Source organism: Corynebacterium sp. S5S1, from assembly GCF_001913985.1.
Lineage (GTDB): Bacteria > Actinomycetota > Actinomycetes > Mycobacteriales > Mycobacteriaceae > Corynebacterium > Corynebacterium marquesiae.
This window is the reverse complement of the sequence record NZ_MKXT01000013.1, coordinates 17,099-39,870: the sequence shown is the minus strand read 5'-3', so window position 1 is coordinate 39,870 and position 22,772 is coordinate 17,099. Positions and strand designations below refer to the sequence as shown.

The window sequence follows — 22,772 nt, the reverse complement described above, 5'->3', positions numbered from 1 at the left end:
AGACAACACACCACGTGGCAGCACACAACCCCGCGCCGAAACGGCATGATGAAGCGGTAGAAAGACTCACCAACCTCTCTTTCGCGCTACAGGGCGCCGCCAATTCCGGCGGTAGCCCGGATCGCACCGCCGCCTGGATTCGCAGTCATGTGGCAGGATACGGCGATAAATCAGACGAAGCCTTCGTCAAATCGCTGGCACGAGATATCGCAACCCTCCAGCGCGCCGGGGTGCCCATTGTTCATTCCGGCGGCGAAGACGGGGCGCGCTATCGCCTCGACGCGAGTAGCTACCAGCTGCCGCCGGTAGAATTTTCTCCTGAGGAGGCCATGGTTTTAGGCATTGCAGGAGGAGTGGGTACAACCGGAGGCCTGAGCGATTTCTCCTTGTCCGGTTGGACCAAGATTGCCGCCAGCGGCGCCTCGCGCAACCTCGCAGGCGCACCGGTATACACGGCGGTCAATGACATCACGCGACTTGCCCCGGAAATCATTACCTCGGTGCTCGCTGCGGTGCGCAATCAGGTACGCATCACGTTTTCCTACCGTGCCAATCCTGCTATTGAGCCGGTACGCCGCGTCATGGATCCGTGGGGACTGGTCAACCGTGACAGTCACATCTATCTCGTGGGATTCGATGTGGACCGAAACGCCCCGCGCGTCTTTCGCGCCCTCCGCGTCTCTGACATCAAACGCTCGCACGATCCCGCGGAGCACCCCAATCCCACTGAAGAACTGCAGGTATTGGTAGAGTGTGCACTACAGCGAGGAGAAAAGGTTAATGCGCGCCTCGTCATCCCAGAAGGGCAGGCGCGAGAGCTCATGGATGCCGGCGAGCAACAAACCGATGGCACGGTGTTGCTGCATAAGGCGGATAAGGACTGGCTCGTACGCACCGCGGCTGGGTACGCGCCGGAGGTACAAGTGGTAGAACCAGCCGAGGTGCGACAGGAGGTCATTTCCCTTTTGCGCAGGGCAGCACATCCGGAGGAAGGACGCTAGTCATGGCTGATGGATCGCAGAAGCTTCAGGCGCTCGTGCGCTCTTTGAACCTGATTCCGTACTTTAAAAATCATCCCGACAAGACGCCTATGGAAGCAGCCAAGGACTTAAGCATGGATCCCGGCGAGCTGAAGGAAGCTCTCGATCGCCTCTTTTGTTCCGGCACGGGGCGCAATACCGAGGACCTCATCGATCTCTCCTTCAGCTATCGGGATGGGGTAACCATCCATAATGATCAAGGTTTAAGCCAGGCACTACGGCTAACCCCGACTGAAGCAGGCGCCTTGCTCCTCACCCTGGAGTCCTTACAAGCGATGCCAGGGCTAATCGACGCCCATGCGGTCGAATCCGCCGCTGCTAAGCTGCGCGGCATCATGGATGAAAAGACAGTCGCCATCTATGAGTCGCTGTCTACTCCAGCCCCTGAAGAGACTGATATCCAGGCGCTTTTGACCCAAGCAATCAATGAGAGAAAGCGGGTACGGCTGCGTTACTGGAGCGCTTCCTCAAATGCTGAATCCGAGAGGGTGGTGGATCCAGCCCGCATTTTCATCGTTGATTCCGAGCCCTACTTGGCCGCTTGGGAGGAAGCAAAACAAGCGCATCGCACTTTCCGCATCGACCGCATTAGTAAGGCTCGTATCGTGGAGGAAAAATCCCAGCCACACCTGAAAGACCTCGACTTTGATGCCTCTTCACCCTTTAATTTGGGCGATGGGGACACCGTGCAACTAGCAATTAACCAAGAATTCACGTGGCTGGCTGAGTATTACGATATGCGCTTGGGTGAAGACTTAGGAAATGGGGAAGTAGCTGCGACGATGCCAATGGGATCAGTGGATTGGCTTATTCGCTTTGCCCTTGGTCAAGCTGATAGGTTGCGGGTAGTGGCTCCTCAATCCGTGGTAAACCTCATTGCGGAGCGAGGAAACACCGCGTTGAGCGGCTATACTCAGTAGCCAGTTACTTGCCCATTTACTGCGCCCGCCCGCCGGCAGATAAGTTGGCGGTTATGCTTCCCGGCATGCTGGTGCACTAGTTGAAAGAGGTTTCTCCATGAGCCTAGGACCTATGGAAATTGGCCTAATCGTTCTTGCCATCGTCTTGCTATTCGGTGCAAAGAAGTTGCCGGAATTGGCACGCTCTATTGGCCGTTCCGCGCGCATCTTCAAGTCTGAGGTCAATGAGATGCATTCCGAGGATGCCCAACGTTCTCAGTCTCAAGCGCAGCTGAACCAGAAGCAGCAGTCCGATGAGGAATTCTGGAACCGACCAGACATGCAGCCGGGCCAGCAGAACAACACCAATCCTCAGCAGTAAACGCCCCTAACCTGTCGTCGCGCGAACACCCCTGCAGCGCGCGGATATGCACCCGCAATCCGTGCAGTAGGGAAGTGTTCGCTTCTTTGCGTTGAAAGAGCCACACTGATGTCGTCACAGTCACAGCCTCTATCTCCCCAGAAGGCAAGCAAGAGCGTGAAGGGTAAGCTGCGTTTTTCACGCAAGCAGAAGAACCCTACCGGGGAGATGACCTTGGTGGAGCACCTGCAGGAGCTGCGCCGCCGCATCATTATTTCCGTGTTAGCGGTTGTCGTCGGGGCCATCATTGGGTTCATTTGGTACCAACGAGCGCCATTCGGGCTGTCTCCGTTGGGCGAAATTCTACGAGAGCCGTATTGTGCGTTGCCCCCAGATAAGCGCGCCTCCTTCAGTGCGGACGGCGAATGCCGACTATTGGCCACCAGCCCTTTTGAAATGCTCCTGTTGCGCCTAAAAGTAGGTGCTTTGGCTGGCACCGTATTGTCTTCTCCGGTGTGGCTGTATCAGGTCTGGGCCTTCGTTGTGCCTGGTCTCCATAAGAACGAGCGCCGCCACACGTTGAGCTTTGTTAGCGCCGCGGTGGGGCTATTCGTTGCCGGTGCCGTGCTGGCCTATTTCATCTTGTCCGTGGGCTTGGAATTCCTCATGGGTATCGGCGCCGAGTATCAAACAGCGGCCCTGACCGGTGAGCGCTATTTCTACTTTCTCTTGGCCCTGCTGCTTATCTTTGGCATCAGCTTTGAGATCCCACTGCTTATCGTGTCACTCAATCTCATCGGCGTGCTCGAATATGAGCATGTCAAAGACAAGCGTCGCATCATCATTGTCGTCGTGATGATTTTCGCCGCCTTCGTCACCCCAGGCCAGGATCCCTTCTCGATGGTGGTACTGGCTGGTTCACTGATCTTGCTCATCGAGATCGCATTCCAATTCTGCCGCCTCCACGATAAGCGCATGCAGCACGAACGCCCCGAGTGGATGGATCTCGATGATGAGACTGCTTCGCCGCTTGGCGCTGGACCAGGAGCCATTGGCGGGCCAACCCCTGTCGAGGCGCCGAGCAGAGTCAACCCTTCACCAGGCCCTTCTCAGCCCGTTTCACAGCCAGTACAACAGGCACAGCAGCAGCCGCAGCAGACATGGCGCACCGGCGCCAGTGGGACTTCGTCGACCAGCGGCGGCTTTTTCGACGATGTCCTCTAGGCACGGGTAGCCTGGGGAGTCATGACTGAAACTCATCTGGATTCTTTTACCGCAGCCCTGCCATACCCGTTGGATGAGTTCCAGGTAAAGGGCTGCCAGGCCGTGGAGGACGGTCATGGCGTACTGGTTTGCGCGCCGACCGGCGCCGGCAAAACCATCGTGGGCGAATTTGCTGTCTCTTTGGCGCTGAGCCGGGGAACCAAGTGCTTTTATACGACGCCAATTAAAGCCTTGAGCAACCAGAAGTACCACGACTTGGTGGAAGAGCATGGCGAAGAGGCCGTTGGCCTGCTCACCGGTGACGTATCGATCAACTCTGATGCAGAGATCGTCGTCATGACCACCGAGGTGCTGCGCAATATGATTTACGCAGAATCCGCGGCCCTCGATCGCTTGACCCACGTGGTCATGGATGAGATCCACTTTTTGGCCGATGCTTCCCGCGGTGCTGTGTGGGAAGAGGTCATTCTCAACCTCGCGGATCATGTCTCCATCATTGGACTCTCTGCCACCGTGTCCAATTCGGAAGAATTCGGCGACTGGCTGTCTACCGTGCGCGGCGATACCACCGTCATCGTTTCGGAACACCGCCCAGTTCCCCTCGACCAGTGGATGATGCTGGGGCGCAAGATTTATCCGCTCTTCGAGCCAGAATCCGGCGGACAGGTCAACGCCGAGCTCGAGCGTAGAATCCAGCGCCTCGAGGCCGGTGATACCGACGATGGTCGCGCGGACTATAAGTCCGGCAAGGGCTTTCGAGCGCGTGCCCGTCACAAGGGTGGCGGACGCAGCGAATTCCACGGTAAGGGAAGGGGACGCTCCGGCGCCGCCCGGAAGCAGGATCGCTATCGCCCCTTGGGCCGCCCAGAGGTATTGAAGGTATTGCAATCGCAGGACATGCTTCCGGCGATCACCTTCATTTTCTCGCGCGCCGGCTGCGACGGCGCTCTTTATCAGTGCCTGCGCAGCCGCATGGTGCTTACCTCTCAGGAGGAAGCACAGGAAATTAAGGACATCGTCGATGCGGGTGTAGAAGGTATCCCTGAAGAAGATCTGCAGGTCCTCGACTTTAAGCGCTGGCGCGAAGCCCTGTCCCGCGGCTTTGCCGCGCACCATGCAGGTATGCTGCCCGCCTTCCGGCACATTGTAGAAGACCTATTCGTACGCGGGCTCGTCCGCGCCGTGTTTGCTACTGAAACGCTCGCACTCGGCATCAACATGCCGGCGCGCACCGTGGTGCTAGAAAAGCTCATCAAGTTCAATGGTGAGGCGCACGTCGATCTCACCGCAGGCCAGTACACGCAGCTGACGGGCCGCGCAGGACGCCGTGGCATCGATACGTTGGGCAATGCAGTCGTGCAGTGGGCCCCCGCCATGGATCCGCGTCAAGTAGCTGGCCTTGCTTCTACCCGTACGTATCCTCTCATTTCCACTTTTGCACCGGGCTACAATATGGCCATCAATTTGCTGGGAATGCTTGGTTTCGAGGAATCTCTCCGCCTTTTGGAAAAGTCCTTCGCACAGTTCCAAGCCGATGGCTCCGTGGTGGAGGAAACTCGCGAGATTGAACGCGCCGAGCATCGCGTGCGAGAACTGCGCAACCAGCTCGATGAAGCCGTGGCATCGCTTGCACCACCTGCTAAAGACGGGGAAGATCCCGCCGAGGTTCTCATGGACTATGTTCGCCTGCGCCGCGAGCTCACGGTTGAGGAAAAGCAATCAAAAATCGATAGTGCCAATCAACGAAACCAAGAGGTTATCGCGGTATTGGGGCGCCTGCAGCTGGGCGATGTTATTGCCATGCCCGGCAAGAAGCGTCCTATTCTCGCCGCGGTTGTTACTCCCGCTAACCAAACTGCGGATCCCCGCCCGTGGATTACCACTGAGTCGGGGTGGTCTGGACGTATCGATGCAGCCGGAATCAATAACCCACCGATCCAAGTCGGTAGCATCAAGATCCCCAAGTCGGTGCGCAAGAACCCGCGCCGCAATACCCGATATGTGCAGGATGTCTTGCACCGGGAACACTTCGACCGGCCCAAGCGCATGAAGTCCCACACCCGCGCCCGGCCAAATAAGCGGGTAGGTCAGTTGCGCGACGCACTGCGTGCTCATCCAGCTCACGATTGGCCGGCTACTGACCGCGAACAGCTGGCGGGCCTGGCACAAAAGCTTGCACGGCGCGAGCGTGATCGGGACAAGCTGCAATCCAAGGTCAATAAAGCAACGGATACATTGGGCCGCACCTTCGAGCGTATTGTGGACCTCCTCGCAGAGATGAATTACGTAGAGTTCACCGGCGTCGGTGCCGATCGCACACCGGTGATCACGGAGGAAGGTGAACGCCTTGCCAAAATTCACAGCGAATCCGATCTGCTCGTGGCCCAATGCCTCAAGCGCGGAATTTGGGATGAACTCGATCCCGCAGAGCTTGCCGGCGTTGCCTCCCTGTGCTGTTTCGAAAACCGCAAGGCCACCAGTGGGCAACCGGAAGCAGCCACCGAGCGCATGGCTGACGCTATGAATGCCACGTGGCGCGTGTACACCGAACTTACCGCTGATGAGCAGCGCCACCGGCTGCCGCCCACACGTGAACCAGAGGCCGGATTCGCATTGGCGGTACACCAATGGGCGGCTGGGGCACCGTTGGGCTACTGCATGGCCGCGGCAAATGAAACCGGGGCCGAGCTCACCCCCGGCGATTTTGTCCGCTGGTGCCGGCAAGTTATCGACTTGCTCCAACAAGTGGCTAAGACTGGGTACGACGGCGAAATTCAACGCAACGCCCGCCGGGCTATCGACGCAATTCAGCGCGGTGTCGTAGCCATTGGCGCCTAAAATCCGCGGCGCGGACGAGTAGACTCTGGGACATGACTGATACTCAGACTTTTTCCGCTGATGTCTACGCCCAGCGTCTGCACGCCGCCCAAAAGGCAGCTGCAGACAAGGGCATCGATCTGCTCCTCATTGGCACGGGACCAGACTTTGCCTACCTCACCGGCTCCTGGGTTTCTTCCCACGAACGCTTGACGGTCTTGGTCGTGCCGCAGCGGGGCACTGCATGGATCGCCGCGCCTAATACCGATATCACCGATATCAAGGCTGCTCCAGTAGGTGAGCTGGATGTAGAGTTGCGTGGCTGGAATGACGGCGAGGACCCATACAAGTTGGCTCTGCATGGTGCAGGCGACGGACTAGGCAAGGTAGCGCTGGGCCAGTCGCTGACTGCAGACCACGTGCTGCGTTTCCAAGATCTGCTTCCACGCGCCGGCTATGAACTGGCCACTTATGCATTGGCCGAGCTCTTTACCCGCAAAGACGAGGCTGAGATTGCTAAGCTGCGCAAGGCTGGCCGTGCCATCGACGCAGTCCACGCGCAGGTACCGCAGCTTTTGCAGGCCGGTCGTACTGAGGCCGAGGTAGCCCACGAACTCGAAAAGCTCATCTTGCGGGAGCACTCCATTATCGATTTCGTCATTGTCGGATCGGGCCCGAATGGCGCCAACCCGCACCATAGCTTTTCGGATCGCGTGTTGGCTGAGGGTGAGCCAGTCGTCGTCGATATCGGCGGCACTTTGCCTTCCGGCTACCACTCCGATTGCACCCGCACCTACGTAGTGGGCGGGGATATTTCCAAGGCTCCGCAGGATTTTCAGGATGCCTATGCCGTGCTTGCCGACGCCCAAGCCGCCGGCCGAGCTGCAGCCCACCCCGGCAGCACCGCCGCAGACATCGATGCCATCGTCCGCCAGGCGATTTCGGCAGCCGGCTGGGGCGACTACTTTGTCCACCGCACCGGCCATGGCATCGGCCTGTCCACGCACGAGGAGCCCTTCATTATGGAAGGCAACGATCTCGCCTTGGAGGAAGGCATGGCATTTTCCATTGAGCCGGGCATCTACTTGGAAGGCAAGTGGGGCATGCGTTTGGAAGACATCGTGGTGCTAACCAACGATGGCTACGAGTCCCTGAACCTAGCTCCGCGTGACGTCCGTTAATGGCTGGTGTACTGATTCTAGGCGGCCGTAGCGATATCGGCGGAGAAATCGCTAGGAGAGTAGCCCCAGGCCACGATATTGTGCTCGCCGCTCGCGGCACCCACGGTATGGAAGACGTGGAAGGCCGGCTCCGAGCGGCGGGTGCGCGCAGCGTTCATATGCTTGATTTTGATGCCGTAAATTTTCCGTCCCATGCCAGTGTGGTTGATCGCGCCATAGAGTTGGCAGGCCCCCTTGAGCTAGCTGTCGTAGCCTTTGGCATCTTGGGCGACCAGCAGCGGGCAGAACGTGATGCTTCCCACGCGGTCGACATCACCACAATCGATTATGCCGCGCAGATTTCACTGCTTACGCTCGTTTCCCAGCGTATGCACCGCGGCCATATCGTCGCCTTTTCCTCGATAGCAGGCTGGAGGGCCCGCCGGGCAAACTACGTGTACGGATCTACCAAAGCCGGTCTTGATGCCTTTTGTCAGGGACTGGCGGACAAGCTGCACGGCAGCCAGATAGGCCTTATTACCGCGCGCCCTGGCTTTGTCATCGGCAGCATGACCGAAGGAATGAAGCCGGCACCACTTTCCGTGCGTCCGGCAGATGTGGCTGAGGCAGTTGTCGGCTGCATTGCCCGAGATGCACGGCGGGGTAAACCGCGTTCGCGCACCATATGGATTCCTCGGGCTCTGCAGGGCCTAGCGTGGGTCATGCGGCTTGTACCGCGCCCACTCTGGCGGCACATGCCGCGCTAAGCTCTGCGTTCTTTTACTCTGCGCGTAGTAGGGGAGAGTTGATGTCGAAGATAAAACCGCGTGGGGCGAGTACGCGCAGTACCACTTCGGCGTCACCCTCGGCAATATTGTGAAAGACTAATCCGCCCCACGGGGTGACGGTGATGTCTACCTCTAACTGGCCGATAAGTTGCGCAAACTCGGCAGGGATGGCGCCGCGGTGCACGCCCGCGCCAAGGTCAACTACGCCCGCAGGCAGATGATCATCCAGCCAGCCAATAGGGCCTGGTTCAACCAGAGCGGAGGCATTATGCTCTAGGGATTCGGCGCCTTGGAGCGCCTCCTCATAGTGATGGGCGGCAGCGCGTGGAGTCAGTGGGGCCGAAGGGGCGTCGCCAAGCGGGGAACGCTCAAGGCGCAGGGCTCCGTCCCCGTCGATGCTAAAGCTGACTGCGGCCGCGCCGGTCGGTACGTCGTCGTGGGCGATAACTGCCAGTCCAGGACCGCCTTCCGCCGTGCCCAGCTCAGCCGCGATGTCCTGGGCCGTTTGCTTGGCCTCCGCCGACAAAGGAGAAGCCAGCACCGGCATCGCCGTGGCGCGCAAGTGCAACTCCTGGAGCTGCTTATTGAGCGCCTCCGCATCCTTAATACCGCGCAGCTCGATTGCGGAGAACCGGTCGATGTAGACATACCCATCCGCAACAGCACTGGCGCACTGCGCCAAAGTGACCCAATCCTGGGCGTGGGTGCTGCCGCCGGCAACGTGGATGCGGATGCACGTGCCGTACTGGGGGTCTTCAAAAAGCGCAGGAGTAAACATGCGCACTAGTCTAACCTGCCGCAGTTGCACCTTCGCGCATGAGTGTTGTCAGCACTTTTTCAGTCTGCCTCGTTAGACTGAGGCCATGCCGTTTATGTATTTTGCTCTCTACATGGTCGCAGAGACCCTGACCTTCTGGGCCGTTTCTAAGTGGATCGGTGTTGGTTGGGCGCTTATCGCCCTCTTTGTCACCATGTTCTTCGGAATGTCCATCGCTGGCATTGAAGTGCGCCGCTTGATGGGAAAGCAGGTCGAGCGCACAGGGGACGGTACATACGTCGTTCGCGGCGGCAATGTGGGCAAGACCGCCAGCAATGTGGGCCTTACCTTGGTAGGCGGCATGTTGCTTTCTATGCCGGGCTTCTTGACGACGATCCTCGGAGCCCTCTTTATCTTCTCGCCGACCCGCGCCGTCTTCCGCACGGTGATGGCGGCCTCCTTGTACCGCAAGATCGAAAACATGGGCGTTAAGATCTACGAGGCCACCCCGATGGCGCAGCAGCACGACTCTTATGGCGACTTTGGCTCCTTTGGCCGTGGCCAAGCAACACAAAGTGGGCACCCCAGCACGCAGGATGCTGGCCCGCATGAGGTGTTGGATGAGGAAGAGATCCGCCGCTGGAGCGAGAACCTGGATCCAGATGACTTCGGACCCTCCGGTGGCGAGTCCAAGGGCGGAAAGAGCTAGTGATGCTGACGCTTGCTCGCCTCGTTATGGCGGGCCTTTCTGGTCTGCTCACGTATGCCGCCATAGAGCCCCGTGGTTGGTGGTGGGCTGCCGTTGTGGGCGTGGGCTTGCTGTACGCGAGCTTGCTGCCGTGGGGAACTAGGCACGTTTCCGCCCGCGTGGGCGCGCTTCTTGCAGTAATACATTCGCTCGTGCTGTATCTGCTGACGCTGCCATGGATCGGCGAATTGGTGGGCAGCGGGCCGTACATCGCTTTGGCCGTATGGCTTTCGGTATACGCCATTGTGCTGGGCCTTGGCGGCGCAGCAGTAGCGCGGTGGAAATACGGTTTTATTGCCTTCCCGTTCTTCTACCTCGCGGTGGAGGTGCTGCGTTCTTCGGTACCTTTCGGCGGTTTCTCTTGGGTGAAATTGGCTTGGGGACAAATCGACGGACCGCTAGCCAACCTGGCGCCGTGGGGTGGAACCTCGCTCATTACCGCAGCCACTGTTCTGTGCGGCTGCGGTCTCGCTGCGCTGCTGATTCAACGCGGATGGAAGGCAAAGAGCGCCGCACTCCTAGCAGCGATTCTTCCCCTTGCAAGCGCGACGGTGGCAGGTTTGGGAATCAACCGAGACGATTCCACTGTCGGGGAAGCCAAGGTTGCCGCAATCCAAGGAAACGTACCTCGCATGGGCCTAGACTTTGCCGGGCAACGCCAAGCGGTCCTCAACAATCACGTGGCCGAAACAAAGAAGCTGGCCGCCCGCGAAAAAGACATTGACCTAGTCATCTGGCCCGAAAACTCCTCTGATATCAACCCATTCCGTGACGGCAAGGCAGCCTCCGCGATCAGCGGCGCCGTCGATGCGATAGACGCACCTGTTTTGGTTGGCACCGCTACGCGGGATGAGGTGGGAGCCCGCAACACAATGCAGGTCTTCGCTCCTGGTCATACGGTGGGAGACCATCACTATAAGAAGTACCTACAGCCTTTCGGCGAAACTATGCCCATGCGGGATTTCTTTGCCAAATTTTCTGACTATGTGGACCTCGCCGGCGATTTTAAGCCCGGCGACGGCCCAGGTGTGGTCTCCATGGCGGGCGTGCCGGTTGGAGTGGCAACGTGCTACGAGGTCTCCTTCGATAGCGCCTTTAGGGAGTCGGTGAAAAATGGTGCAGAACTGCTGACTACTCCCACCAACAACGCCACCTTTGGCTATTCCGATATGACCTACCAGCAATTGGCCATGAGTCGATTGCGTGCAATGGAGACGGACAGAGCCGTGGTGGTGGCGGCGACTTCTGGAGTATCCGCCATCGTTCACCCAGATGGACACGTTAGCCAGTCCACGGAGATTTTCACGCCGGACGCCTTAGTAGAGCAGTTGCCCTTGCGTAGCGGCGAGACCTTTTCCGTCAGGTTTGGTTCGCCCCTGCAATGGCTCATGGTTATTATTGGAACAGTCTGCGCACTGGTAGCTTTGCGCACAAACCGCCTGCGACGCACCCCGCGCCGCTCCGGCACAGATACATACGTAGGAGCATAAACACTGTGAGCACGCTTGAATCCTCAACCTTGGTCATCATCCCGACCTATAACGAGATCGAAAATCTGCCTCTTATCACCGGACGCGTCCGCGCGGCAATCCCGGAGGTACATATCCTTATCGTGGACGACAACTCTCCCGATGGAACTGGTGACAAGGCCGATGAGTTCGCAGCGCAAGATGACCACATCCACGTTCTTCACCGCGAGGGCAAAGGCGGCCTACTAGGCGCTTATATCGCCGGCTTTGAATGGGGATTGGAGCGCGACTACCAAGTGCTGTGCGAGATGGATGCAGATGGCTCCCACGCCCCAGAACAGCTTCACATGCTGTTAGAAGAGGTGGACAAGGGCGCGGACCTAGTTATCGGCTCCCGCTATATTCCGGGTGGCGAGACCGTCAACTGGCCAGCATCCCGCGAGTACCTGTCCCGCTTGGGCAATATCTACATTTCCGTCGCGCTGGGCGCTGGCCTGTCCGATATGACCGCTGGTTACCGTGCGTTCCGCCGCGAACTCCTCGAGTCTATAGATTTTGGTGAACTGTCCAAGGCCGGCTACATCTTCCAGGTGGATCTGGCCTTCCGTGCTGTCAAGGCCGGCTTTGACGTCCGCGAGGTTCCCATTACCTTTACCGAGCGCGAATATGGCGAATCTAAGCTTGATGGTTCCTTCGTGAAGGATTCCTTGCTCGAGGTCACCAAGTGGGGCGTTGCTCATCGCGCTGAGCAGCTGCAGGACTTCAGTGACGCCGTATCCAAGTTGGTCAACCGAGAAGTCAAGGACGGCTCCATTCATGACCTAGGCGTTCAAGCTCGCAAGGGCGCCGGCTGGGTGTCTGACTTCGCCAGCGAGATCGGCCATCTGGCAAAGCACCAGATTACGCAACTGAAGAAGTAAGCGCCACCGCAACGCATAAGGCCCGTACCGTCCCTTAGCCAGACTAGGGAGGTACGGGCCTTTTGCTAACGTAGAACTTTAAGAGTTCTTTTGTTGCTGCTCCTGCTGTTCCTTCAGGAGGCGGGCTGCGGAACGGCGGCGGGAGCGCAGGTGGTTAATGCGCTCTTCAAGCAGCTCATCGAGCTCCTCGATGGAGCGGCGCTCACGCAGCATATCCCAGTGGGTGCGTGGTGGCTTAGCGGGCTTAGACTCAACGCCTTCACCTTCTACCAGGTGGCCCAGCTTGCCGTTCTTGCACATCCATTCTTCAGGGATTTCAGCATCATCCGCGAAAGGCACCTCATAAATCTCGCCGTCTTCGGTGCGGTACTTCACCATCTGGCGCGGTGCGAGGTCGTGGTCGCGGTCGGTTTCGTAGCTGACTGCGCCCATACGGCTGCCACGGAGTACGCGATCTGCCATGCAACATCATCCTTTTCAAAGAGATCCCTGATTGAGTGCGAAGCAAAACTTCGCCTAAGAGCTACTAATTATAACGAACACCCACGCGTCTTTGTTCCCAGCCCGCCCAAAATGGACTAAAGTGTATCGGGTGATCCGTACAGCTAGTCGTGAACGCAACGTCGGTTCCTGCCAATGGTGTGGGAAGGACATTGACCAAGGCGGTAGGGGACGGCCACGGAAGTTTTGCAGCGCCTCCTGTAAGCAGCGTGCCTATGAGCAAAGAAATAACGTCAGTGGCACGGGGATTCCCGCCAATGCCGTCATCCTTACTCCAGAAAAGGCAGAGAGTTTGCGCGACGGACTTTTTGAACTACGTTGTTCCGCAGAAGATATCAATACCGCCGCGGAGGAAGGCGCTAGTGCGCAGGAGCTTGCCGGTTTGTGCGAAGAGCTTGTTGCCCTGGCGCGACGCCTAGAAGGACTTCGATAGAAGATGAAAAAGCTTTTTTATAACCGCAAGCTCGTCATCACCATCTTTGTGGTGCTGATTGTGTTGCTCACCGCCGTAGCCATTGGCCCGATGGTGTATTCGCTCCTCAAAGGCGCCGGAGTAAAGACCGAACCAGTTTCCGCCGGCGGCGCAAAGGCCGCATCAACGGAGCTCGATGGCACCTGGGAGGTAGCCAAGGGCCGTGCTAATAACCATACCTCGGTTGGTTTTACCTTTAATGAGGTTCTACCTGCGGAAAAGACCACCACATCGGGTTCAACCACGGAGGTAACCGGCCAGGCGGATATTTCTGATTCCACCTTGAAAGCCGCCACGGTCACCGTTGATATGGATGAACTGACCACGGATAAAAAGGTCCGTGATCAGAACATGAAGTCCAAGCTCTTTGAGACTCAGCTTTTCCCAGAGGCATCCTTTGAGCTGACTAAGCCGGCCTCGCTTGCCGATGTCCCGGATGACGGCTCCATTGGCACAGTCAAGCTCACCGGAGATCTGACTATCAAGGATGAAACGCACGAGATTTCCCAAGACTTCGACGTTCTTCGCGATGGCGATCAGATCGTCATCGGCGGCACCGTGCCAGTTAATCGTCTTGATTATGGCGTGGAGACCCCGGAGATGCTCGCCGCGAAGGTCGAGGAAAACGGCGAGGTAAATCTCCGCATTTCCTTCGAGAAGAACTAACGAGGGCTTAACCTGTGAATTCCCGTCAGATTACTCCGTTTATGTGGCTGCGCCTCATCGTCGTCATCGGCTTTACTATTTTCGTAGTCGTTCAACAGATGTGGGTCATTGTGGCCATCTCGGTCCTTTTGGCGCTGTTGACTACCTGGCAGCTGTGGAGCGCCTACCGGAATCGCTAATTAGACCTTCACGGCGTTGGGGTGCACTTCCTCGATTAACGTCAGTGTGACTTTATATAGTGGTGTAGTTGGTCCCGCTAGTAGGACCTATTTTCGGCCGATATCAGGTTTTTCGATCGCTAAGCGAAACACCGCCGCCAACGGATGACCCCGGAATGAAGAAGTCCCCAAAGGCAGATGGGGTTTGCAGCCGCAAATCCGAACTCCAATCAGCTACAGCCGGAATCGATACCTGTGCCTGAGGCTGGCGGCCAGCGGCCGACGGGTGGCGCGGCAGAGACCGCGGGACGTCGCCAAGCAAAGCGCTGTAATATCGCGCGGAGGTTTAACGAAGCTGAATCGGGGCCCAATAGATGGGCCGGGAAGATGTGTTAGCGTCCGGGCGCGATTGAGGATTGAGGGCGACACATGAAGGTCCTCTAGATATCCGTAATTGTCCGATAATGTACATTATGTCATTTTAACTAGGGGTGGTATTCCCCCTGTTGGTTCCTGACTCCATACATCGATACCTGCACCTCGCTTCTGTCGTTCGCTCCTGACAACACGCGCCCGAATGAAGCTTCCCAGATGTGCCATTCCTTCACGACAATTGAGCTCTCGTCATTTCTCATACGGCGGATGACTTCTTTTTCGGCTAGGCCTCTCGTAGCACATGCGGCCTTAAGCTCTGGATCGAATTCAGAGCTCGACGGATCCGATCCCTGCGCGTGTCCACCGCTAAATACGATATAAACCACTTCCGGATGGTGTTCTACATCCAGTGGACCTTTCCACCCACGCAGGTGTGCCTCTTCAGTCCAACAGGTTACCCCTGAGCGGTCTACACATTGTCCCATCGCTTTTTCTTGAGCGCGCGTCAGCGCAACACCTGCAAAAGACTCATCATATGAATCGTCTTTCCGCGCAAACAATACGAATATCCGCGCGGCGCTTCTTCTGCTTCTTCATATCCATGTCAACATCTTCTCACCCGGCTATCGGTTATTTTTCAACTAAAATGCACACTAGCGCATACAAAGGCCAAGCAGGTCTCTATCAGTGGCGATTCCAAGCCAGCGAACGGACCTGGCCACTAAAGGGTGCGTAGAATCGATGTTATGACGATTCAGCATGTAGTAGATAAGCCTTCCCGCGCAGCTCTCTTTCTTGTCCTTGAAATCAAGGACGGCGGCGAGCAAGCCACCCGCGATATGCTCACGGGGTTTGCCGGACTGTTTAAATCCGTAAACTTCCGCTATAACGAGGGCGAGCTTTATACCGTAGTCGGCATTGGTGCCTCCATGTGGCCACGTTTGACCAGCGCACCTATGCCTGAACGCCTGAAGGAATTTGAGGCAATCGATGCCGCACATAAGGCCCCGGCCACGCCAGGTGATATTCTTCTCCACTTCCGCGCAAATAACTATGACCTGTGCCACGAGATGGCCCGCCATGTTCTCGATCAGCTCGGTGAAGCCGCAACGGTTATCGATGAGACCCAAGGTTTCAAGTACCTGGATCAGCGCGACTTGCTGGGCTTTGTGGATGGCACCGCCAATCCCCTTGCCGAAGAGGCATTAGATACTGTGCTGCTTGGCGATGACGCCGACTACCCCCGCGGCTCCTATGTCACCGTTCAAAAATATATCCATGACCTTGCCAAGTGGAATGAGCTAAGCACTGAAGAACAAGAGAAGGTCATCGGGCGCACCAAAGCCGACGATATCGAATTGGACGATGACACTAAGCCATCAAATTCCCACGTCGCACTCAACGACTTAGAGGAAGATATTTACCGCGAGAACATGGTCTTCGGCTCTTTCGCCGCGGGTGAGATGGGCACCTACTTCATTGGCTATGCCAAGGATCCAGAAAACGTAATGGAGCGCCTGCGCAATATGTTCATTGGCAAGCCGGAGGGAAACTACGACCGTATCTTGGACTTCTCCACCGCGCTTACAGGCACCAATTTCTTTGTGCCCAGCGCGGATCTGATGAAGAACTTCGACGAGCTGCCGCCGGCCTAAGGGCCACCCGCTTAACGGCCGGCCGCCTAACGCCGTCCCCCGCGATTGCGGTGGGCCAACCCAAATTGCACCGAGTCAATCATCCCGAGCGTCATAAGGGCCTCGCGGAGGGCAAATTGGAAGGTCCACAAGCGGCGGAAGACTGGGTCGAACCCAGCGGCCGCTGCCTCTCGCAGGTGCCCGTCGAAAAAGGAACGCTGCTGACGCAGGGACTCCAAATAATGAGTGCCCACGTGAGTTTCGGACACGATGCGCAAATTGGAGTTCTTATCTACTAGCTGGTGCATCTCCGTGGTGCGTGGATAGTCCAACCCCGGCCACACATAGGCTCGCAAGGCCTGAAGCGAGGCCTTACCGGCCTCCGTCATCGACTCGGTCGCCACGATGGATTGGATTCCTGCCCGCCCATTAGGCGTCAAGAACCGGTCGACTGCGCGAATGTACTCTTTGCGCTCACTAGCGCTGAGTTGTTCTACCTTTTCTACGGTGACGATGGCGTCATAGTGACCGTGCCACTGCTTGGGGTTCGGGACGACGTCGGGAATGCGCTCGATATGGATGGAATCGTCCGCCCCCTCTAGTACGAGGGCCTCGCGCATATGGCTCATTTGGTCCACATCACTGGTCAAAACGTCTACCGTAGCGCGCCGCTTAGTCGCCCGCATCGCCGGCTGCATTCCGGCAGCCGGGTATACCAACAGATGGGTTCCGGCGCCGGTACGGGTGACGTCAAGCAGCCAATCCGCCGCGCGACGCTGCGCATCTCCTAGGTCATCCCTATCCACACTCGTGGGCTCACTCAGCGTCGTGACATCGACGAAGTGGCTCTTCGGCTCCTTGCGGCCGGCCTTGGGGCTATAGCTTTCCACCGTTTCCCTAATGGTGGTCGGTACGCCACTGGAAAAAATCCCACCTACATGGCTTAATCCATCGCCGGCATAGAGCCGAACCAATTCCAGTGGCAGCTCCCCTGGCTCCGACTTACCAGTACCAAGCATTTTGGCCTTGGGGAGGTAGCCTGCTCCCAATAGGCGGCCGAGCACCTTTACCAGCTGCGAGGAGGAGGTGACGGTCCACTCTCCTGCCATATAACTTTCCGCAAATCCCAGCCAACCGCTAGCGGCAATGCGCTCAAACAAGGCATCATGCCCCACCTTGAGATCTGGTCCACCTTCAGCTTCTAGGTCAAGTTCTAGACCGGCATCATCGCAGGCCTTGGCAAATTCAGCCTCTGCCCGGCGGGCTTTCATTCCAGGCCAACGAGGTGCGGGAACCGTAGCCACATTGGGCCAGGATTCTGCATCGATAGAGCTCAAATGCTCAGGGCGGGTAAAAGACATAATGCCAGGTGCGCTCCTTGGTGGGCGGAGGAAGTCACTATCCGGAACAACCTTAGTCAGCTTTGTGCGCACCCCGCTTTAGGCGCTCCGTACAGCCGCGCCGGTTCTTCCCACGGAGTCTGCAACGCAGCGGCGGAAGTTTATCAGTCATTAAGTATGCGCGTTCTGTTTGAAGTGTTTAGACTGTATGGGTACTAAACATTAGCTTTCTTAAGGAAGGTAGCATTAAATCCATGACTGATACCCCTTATCGCCCCAACGGTGGCCGCCACCACGTCGTCGTGGTTGGCGCCGGCTTCGGTGGTCTCAACACCGTTCAGAAGCTGAAGAACGCCGATGTGGAAATCACCCTCATCGATAAGAAGAACCACCACCTGTTCCAGCCGATGCTGTACCAGGTAGCTACCGGCATGATTTCCGCCGGTGAGGTTGCCCCTTCCACCCGCCAGCTGCTTCGTGATCAGGACAACGTCCACTTCGTCAACGCTGAGGTAACTGATATCAATCTGGCGGATCAGACGGTGACCGCCGAGCAGGACGAGTTCTCCCGCACCTATGCTTATGACTCCCTGGTTGTCGCCGCAGGTTCCGGTCAGTCCTACTTTGGCAACGACCACTTCGCCGAGTTCGCCCCTGGCATGAAAACCTTGGACGATGCCTTGGAGCTGCGTTCCCGCATCATCTCGGCGTTTGAAAAGGCTGAGCTTACTGACGACCCCGCAGAGCGCGAGCGCCTGCTCACCTTCATCATCGTTGGTGCTGGCCCAACCGGCGTTGAGCTCACCGGCCAGATTGCCGAACTGGCAAACCGTACCCTCAACGATGTCTACTCCAACTACGGCACCACCTCCGCCAAGATCTACCTGCTCGATGGCGCCCCACAGGTACTGCCACCATTTGGCAAGCGCCTGGGCCGCAAGGCGCAGCGCACCTTGGAAAAGGAAGGCGTACAGGTTCACCTCAACGCCATGGTGACCGACGTAACCGCGGATACTGTCACCTACAAGGATATGAAGACCGAGGAAGCGACCACCCTGACGGGTGCTACCAAGATCTGGTCCGCCGGTGTGGCCGCTTCCCCACTGGGCAAGATGGTTGCAGAGCAGGCTGGTGTCGAGGCAGACCGCGCAGGTCGCGTCTCCGTCAACGAGGACCTAACCGTAGGCGAGCACAATAACGTCTACATGGTCGGTGACATGATCTCCCTCAACCGCCTGCCGGGTCTGGCACAGGTTGCAATCCAGGGTGGCGCGCACGTCGCTAAGCTCATTCAGGCCAAGGTGGATGAGGAATCTACCGCTAATGAGAAGGAAGCCTTCGACTACTTCGACAAGGGCTCCATGGCCATCGTCAAGCGCTTCAACGCCGTCGTTAAGCTGGGCAAGACCGAATTCGGTGGCTTTGCAGGTTGGGTAGCATGGCTCGGCCTGCACCTGACCTACGTCATTGGTCTGCGCAGCCGTTTGGCCGTGCTGGTTAACTGGGCAACCAATATCCTTTCCCGCGACCGCGGCAATCTGGAAATCACCACCCAGCAGCGCATCGCGCGCAATATCATTAACAAGAACGAGAAGTAATATCTCCTCGCTCGCATCGCCGCCCCACCTGCTGCACGCAGGCTGCGGGCGGCGATTTTTATTTTCCTGGACTACCCGTTATTAGCGCCGGCGATTCCACAACTGGATACCCGGACGCTGGTTTTCGCACATAGTTTCCGTGACCTTTGTTAGGCTGAGACACGCAACATGGGGTGCCACACACGGTGCGGCTGAGAAATACCCATCGAACCTGCACTCAGTTAGAACTAGCGAAGGGATAGTTGTGGATTATGCTTTTCTGCGCGCACACGACGCTGTGCGCGAGTCCACGCCGCTTATTCAATGTTTGACCAATAAGGTCGTCAGCAACGTCACCGCCAATGCCCTGCTGGCCATCGGGGCTAGCCCGGCAATGGTCGATACGCCAGAGGAATCGCGCGAATTTGCGCAGGTAGCCAGCGGCGTACTCATCAATTGCGGTACGCCCAGCTCAGAGCAATACGGCGGCATGCGCGAGGCCATCACTGGGGCGAACTCCGCGCACACCCCCTGGGTACTCGATCCGGTAGGCGCCGGCGGCCTGAGTAACCGCACCGACTTCATGCGCGAGGTGCTGCCACTTGGCCCGGGCGCGATCCGTGGCAATGCCTCAGAAATCATTGCCCTCGCAGGAACCGGACGGGGCGGCCGAGGAGTCGAATCTACCGATGGCGTGGAAGCCGCCCTGGATTCGGCAGTAGCACTTTCCAGGGATACCGGCGCCGTCGTGGCCATTTCCGGCCCCCGAGACCTTATCGTCCACGTCGGCGCTACAACGCGTGCCGTCTACCTCGAATCAGGGCACCCGATGCTCCAAAACGTCATCGGTACTGGCTGTTCCCTCGGTGCTATCTGCGCCGCATATCTGGCCGCGTGGGAGGATCCTTTCGAAGCGATCATCGCCGCCCACGCGCACGTTGGTGCGGCGGGAAGCGTGGCCGCCGAGAAGCACCACGCCCCCGGCTCCTTTGCCGTTGCTTGGCTGGATGCGCTCTACGATGTTCCAACCGCGGATATCGAGGGCCTAGTCAAGCTCACTGATGTGGAGGAGGTTTAAGTGGCTATTGACTGGACGCTCTACCTGGTCACCGATCCAGATCTGGCTGGCGGGCGAGACAACGTGGTCCCCATCGTGCAGGAGGCTGTACGCGGCGGTGTTACCGTTGTCCAGCTCCGGGACAAGGAAGCTAGCGATGAACAGATCGAGCGCACCGCACGCGAATTGCTTGACGTACTGGGCGATGTCCCGCTAGTCATCAATGACCGCGTCGAGGTGGCAGCAAAGCTCGGCTGCCACCTGCACATTGGGCAGGATGATATGGCTTTTCGCGAAGCCCGAGAGAAGCTGGGTGAGGGACAGCTTATTGGCTTATCCATCGGCAGTAACGAGGAGCTTGCTGCTATTGCGGACGATGCTCGCCCAGACGTCATCGGCATCGGGCCCGTGCATTCGACTGCAACGAAGAAAAACGCCCCAGCCGGCATGGGTACGGCTACGGCCGCAGCACTCGCTCACACCGCACATGAGCGTGGCATCGAGTCCGTCGCCATCGGTGGAATCAAGACCCATAATGCGCACGAGCTGGCGGGCAGCGAGTTTGCCGGAATTTGCGTAGTCAGCGACATCATGGCGGCCGAGGACCCCGCAGCAGTCGCCGCCCACCTTAAGGAGGCTTTCCATGGCTAAAGGCATCTATCCCCGAGTACTATCCATTGCCGGTACTGATCCCACCGGCGGAGCAGGAATTCAAGCCGATCTGAAGTCCATCTCTGCCGCAGGCGGCTACGGCATGAGCGTCGTGACGGCGTTGGTGGCTCAAAACACCCAGGGTGTCCGCAGTGTCCACGTACCACCGGTGGACTTTCTGCAGGAGCAGCTAGACTCCGTCATCGACGATGTGGAGATTGATGCGGTAAAGATTGGCATGCTTGCCGACGCCGCCATTACCGCCAAGGTCGCAGCCTTCCTGCGCCGCCTGCCGGCCGATGTTCCCGTGGTACTTGATCCGGTCATGGTGGCTACCAGCGGAGATCGCCTGCTGGAAGAGGAAGCAGAACAGGCCGTACGCGATCTCTGCTCCCAGGTGGATCTCATCACCCCGAACTTAAAAGAATTGGCAGTCCTTGCTCACACGAACGAGGCGAGCGACCTAGAAGAGGCCATTGCCACGGCAAAGGAGTGGGCAAAGGCTGCTAATACCGCGGTCGTCGTCAAGGGTGGGCATCTCGATGGTGACATCGCCGATAATGCGGTGGTCAATGCGGATGGGTCCGTGCACCGCGTTGCTGCAAGCCGAGTGGACACGAAGAATACGCATGGTACTGGCTGTTCCCTTTCCTCTGCCCTAGCCACCCGCCTGGGAGCCGGTGATAGCCCCGCGGCAGCTCTAACGTGGTCCACCCAGTGGCTGCACGAGGCCATTGCCCATGCGGATGCGCTTCACGTGGGCAAGGGACACGGGCCCGTGGACCACCTGCACCGCTCGCAGCGTCTCATGCAGGCGGCGTCTACCCTGCCCCAGCCGTACTTATCCGGCAACCTGGTAGAACCGGCAAACGTCGACCAGCCCCGCGTTCCCGCAGCCGGCCCGCATACGCAACGCCTGTGGAACCTAGCCGGGGATCACTGGGAGGCAATCAAGGCGCTGCCCTTTATTCGGGCCTTGGGAACGGGAGCGTTGGAGAAGGATGCCTTTGGCTTCTACCTCGACCAAGATGCCCAGTACCTGAATGCTTACTCCAAGGCGTTGGCTCGCCTCGCCAGCCAAGCCCCAGAAGCGGCACAGCAACTGCACTGGGCTGAGGGAGCGCATGATTGCTTGGCGGTAGAGGCGGAGCTGCACCGCGGCTGGCTCGAGAGCGATATTACGACTGCAGCCTCCCGGGTAACTAGCGCCTATACGGATTTCCTGATCCGTTCGACGCACACGGATGACTACGTGGTGGGCGCTGCGGCGGTACTGCCCTGCTACTGGCTATATGCAGAAGTAGGCCTCCACCTCGCAGAATTTGATTCCCCCGAACACCCCTATCACTCATGGCTCTCCATGTACGGTGGCGAGGACTTCCTTAACGGGGTTCGCGCTAGCCTCGACATCGTCGAACAAGCTCTCTCCGAGGCGGATGAGCGCACCCGCCTGCGGGCCGAGCGCGCCTATATCACCGCCAGCCACCATGAGGTCGACTTCTTCGACCAAGCCGATAGGCGCTTCTAGGCCAGCAAGTCCGAACCAGGGCGCGACAGAACGGCGACGAGGAAGGTGGAATGCTCCGAGAAGAGCTTCATGTCCCACGAGGAGAAAGTGAAGTCGACTCGGTAGCCCACCTTCTGCGCCATGTCGAGGAAATCAGCAAATTCCCACCCACGGCCCTCGCCAAAGCCGCTGACGAGGCGACCGCCTGGTTTTAGGGAATTATAGATATTGCGCAGCGCGGGTTCGCGGCCGTCCTTCGCTAGAAAGCCCATGACATTGCCCGCAGATACGGCGATATCAAAGGGGCCTTCTGGCACCTCTTCCTCGCACAGATCTCCCACGAACCATTGCCCCTCTGGGAAATCGTGCTCAGCGTGCTCGATGAGAATGGAGTCTACGTCGACGCCCACAACGCTGTGGCCACGGCGAAGCAGCTCGCCGCCGACGCGGCCGGTGCCACAGCCGGCATCAAGGATGGTGGAGTTGCGCTCCACCATGGCGTCGATAAGCCGGGCCTCGCCATTGATATCTTTGCCCTGTGCGGCAAGCACCTTCCATTTGCGGGCAAAGTTATGGGAGTGCTCGGGATTAGCTTCGGTTACTTCTTTCCACGTAGGCATAGATTCGATTATATTACCCGACTTCGGTGTA

At 58.2% G+C, this 22,772-nt stretch carries 22 protein-coding genes; 18 read left to right on the top strand and 4 right to left on the bottom strand.

The genetic code is table 11. The features are described 5' to 3' along the window. The first annotated feature begins 14 nt into the window (after positions 1 to 14). The 7 genes from BKN05_RS06405 (at position 15) to BKN05_RS06375 (ending at position 8,268) form a co-directional block, all read left to right on the top strand. Positions 15 to 1,001 (top strand): helix-turn-helix transcriptional regulator, encoded by a 987-nt coding sequence (locus BKN05_RS06405; protein ID WP_286688251.1) that lies wholly within the window; start codon positions 15 to 17, stop codon positions 999 to 1,001. Positions 1,002 to 1,003: 2 nt separating this feature from the next. Next, positions 1,004 to 1,960 carry a helix-turn-helix transcriptional regulator gene (locus BKN05_RS06400; protein ID WP_286688250.1) on the top strand — a complete coding sequence of 319 codons (957 nt, stop codon included), beginning with the start codon at positions 1,004 to 1,006 and terminating at the stop codon, positions 1,958 to 1,960. A 97-nt stretch (positions 1,961 to 2,057) separates the two neighbouring features. Further along, entirely contained in the window at positions 2,058 to 2,321 is a 264-nt protein-coding gene (tatA, locus tag BKN05_RS06395) for a Sec-independent protein translocase subunit TatA (protein WP_286688249.1), read from the top strand. A gap of 108 nt (positions 2,322 to 2,429) precedes the next feature. Beyond that, positions 2,430 to 3,524: a twin-arginine translocase subunit TatC gene (gene tatC, locus BKN05_RS06390; RefSeq protein WP_396334668.1), complete on the top strand. Its 1,095-nt coding sequence runs from the start codon at positions 2,430 to 2,432 to the stop codon at positions 3,522 to 3,524. 21 nt (positions 3,525 to 3,545) lie between these two features. Continuing rightward, complete coding sequence (locus BKN05_RS06385; protein WP_286688248.1) at positions 3,546 to 6,362, top strand: DEAD/DEAH box helicase; 2,817 nt, start codon at positions 3,546 to 3,548, stop codon at positions 6,360 to 6,362. A 32-nt stretch (positions 6,363 to 6,394) separates the two neighbouring features. Beyond that, positions 6,395 to 7,522 (top strand): M24 family metallopeptidase, encoded by a 1,128-nt coding sequence (locus BKN05_RS06380; protein WP_286688247.1) that lies wholly within the window; start codon positions 6,395 to 6,397, stop codon positions 7,520 to 7,522. Then, complete coding sequence (locus BKN05_RS06375; RefSeq protein ID WP_286688246.1) at positions 7,522 to 8,268, top strand: SDR family oxidoreductase; 747 nt, start codon at positions 7,522 to 7,524, stop codon at positions 8,266 to 8,268. Before BKN05_RS06380 ends, BKN05_RS06375 begins: the two co-directional genes overlap by 1 nt. Before the next feature lie 13 nt (positions 8,269 to 8,281). Here the strand turns inward: BKN05_RS06375 and BKN05_RS06370 are convergent, their stop codons facing one another. Further along, complete coding sequence (locus BKN05_RS06370) at positions 8,282 to 9,067, bottom strand: precorrin-3B synthase (protein ID WP_286688245.1); 786 nt, start codon at positions 9,065 to 9,067, stop codon at positions 8,282 to 8,284. 85 nt (positions 9,068 to 9,152) lie between these two features. Between BKN05_RS06370 and BKN05_RS06365 the strand changes: the two genes are divergently transcribed. From BKN05_RS06365 to BKN05_RS06355, 3 genes are read left to right on the top strand one after another with little or no spacing between them, the layout of a single operon-like run. After that, positions 9,153 to 9,755, top strand: a complete 603-nt coding sequence (locus tag BKN05_RS06365; protein ID WP_286688244.1) for an FxsA family protein — start codon at positions 9,153 to 9,155, stop codon at positions 9,753 to 9,755. Between the two features lie 2 nt (positions 9,756 to 9,757). Further along, a complete protein-coding gene (gene lnt, locus BKN05_RS06360; protein WP_396334667.1) occupies positions 9,758 to 11,284 on the top strand; it encodes an apolipoprotein N-acyltransferase in 1,527 nt (508 codons plus the stop codon). A 5-nt stretch (positions 11,285 to 11,289) separates the two neighbouring features. Then, positions 11,290 to 12,183 carry a polyprenol monophosphomannose synthase gene (locus tag BKN05_RS06355; protein WP_286688242.1) on the top strand — a complete coding sequence of 298 codons (894 nt, stop codon included), beginning with the start codon at positions 11,290 to 11,292 and terminating at the stop codon, positions 12,181 to 12,183. 78 nt (positions 12,184 to 12,261) lie between these two features. On the opposite strand, the gene BKN05_RS06350 is transcribed toward BKN05_RS06355, so the two are convergent. Continuing rightward, positions 12,262 to 12,645 (bottom strand): RNA polymerase-binding protein RbpA, encoded by a 384-nt coding sequence (locus tag BKN05_RS06350; RefSeq protein ID WP_023021567.1) that lies wholly within the window; start codon positions 12,643 to 12,645, stop codon positions 12,262 to 12,264. A gap of 130 nt (positions 12,646 to 12,775) precedes the next feature. Here BKN05_RS06350 and BKN05_RS06345 point away from each other — a divergent pair, with 130 nt between their 5' ends. The 4 genes from BKN05_RS06345 (at position 12,776) to BKN05_RS06330 (ending at position 16,010) form a co-directional block, all read left to right on the top strand. Further along, positions 12,776 to 13,117 carry a hypothetical protein gene (locus tag BKN05_RS06345; RefSeq protein WP_034655353.1) on the top strand — a complete coding sequence of 114 codons (342 nt, stop codon included), beginning with the start codon at positions 12,776 to 12,778 and terminating at the stop codon, positions 13,115 to 13,117. A gap of 3 nt (positions 13,118 to 13,120) precedes the next feature. Beyond that, positions 13,121 to 13,822 (top strand): YceI family protein, encoded by a 702-nt coding sequence (locus tag BKN05_RS06340; RefSeq protein WP_225746960.1) that lies wholly within the window; start codon positions 13,121 to 13,123, stop codon positions 13,820 to 13,822. Between the two features lie 14 nt (positions 13,823 to 13,836). Continuing rightward, positions 13,837 to 14,001: a hypothetical protein gene (locus tag BKN05_RS06335; RefSeq protein WP_286688241.1), complete on the top strand. Its 165-nt coding sequence runs from the start codon at positions 13,837 to 13,839 to the stop codon at positions 13,999 to 14,001. Between the two features lie 1,100 nt (positions 14,002 to 15,101). After that, the gene (locus tag BKN05_RS06330; RefSeq protein ID WP_286688240.1) at positions 15,102 to 16,010 is read left to right on the top strand and encodes a Dyp-type peroxidase; all 909 of its coding nucleotides are present in this window, start codon (positions 15,102 to 15,104) and stop codon (positions 16,008 to 16,010) included. A gap of 26 nt (positions 16,011 to 16,036) precedes the next feature. On the opposite strand, the gene BKN05_RS06325 is transcribed toward BKN05_RS06330, so the two are convergent. Then, positions 16,037 to 17,350 carry a class I SAM-dependent methyltransferase gene (locus BKN05_RS06325; protein WP_239274272.1) on the bottom strand — a complete coding sequence of 438 codons (1,314 nt, stop codon included), beginning with the start codon at positions 17,348 to 17,350 and terminating at the stop codon, positions 16,037 to 16,039. A 233-nt stretch (positions 17,351 to 17,583) separates the two neighbouring features. Here BKN05_RS06325 and BKN05_RS06320 point away from each other — a divergent pair, with 233 nt between their 5' ends. From BKN05_RS06320 to BKN05_RS06305, 4 genes are all read left to right on the top strand, one after another. Continuing rightward, positions 17,584 to 18,927, top strand: coding sequence for an NAD(P)/FAD-dependent oxidoreductase (locus BKN05_RS06320; protein ID WP_286688239.1), 1,344 nt, complete (start codon positions 17,584 to 17,586; stop codon positions 18,925 to 18,927). A 244-nt stretch (positions 18,928 to 19,171) separates the two neighbouring features. Continuing rightward, a complete protein-coding gene (gene thiM / locus BKN05_RS06315; RefSeq protein WP_239274273.1) occupies positions 19,172 to 19,984 on the top strand; it encodes a hydroxyethylthiazole kinase in 813 nt (270 codons plus the stop codon). Next, a complete protein-coding gene (gene thiE / locus BKN05_RS06310; protein WP_284788649.1) occupies positions 19,985 to 20,614 on the top strand; it encodes a thiamine phosphate synthase in 630 nt (209 codons plus the stop codon). After that, positions 20,607 to 22,142, top strand: a complete 1,536-nt coding sequence (locus BKN05_RS06305) for a bifunctional hydroxymethylpyrimidine kinase/phosphomethylpyrimidine kinase (RefSeq protein ID WP_284788651.1) — start codon at positions 20,607 to 20,609, stop codon at positions 22,140 to 22,142. Before thiE ends, BKN05_RS06305 begins: the two co-directional genes overlap by 8 nt. Here BKN05_RS06305 and BKN05_RS06300 read toward each other — a convergent pair. Then, complete coding sequence (locus tag BKN05_RS06300) at positions 22,139 to 22,741, bottom strand: class I SAM-dependent methyltransferase (protein WP_049378130.1); 603 nt, start codon at positions 22,739 to 22,741, stop codon at positions 22,139 to 22,141. The two genes, BKN05_RS06305 and BKN05_RS06300, sit on opposite strands and share 4 nt — an antisense overlap. Positions 22,742 to 22,772 lie beyond the last annotated feature (31 nt).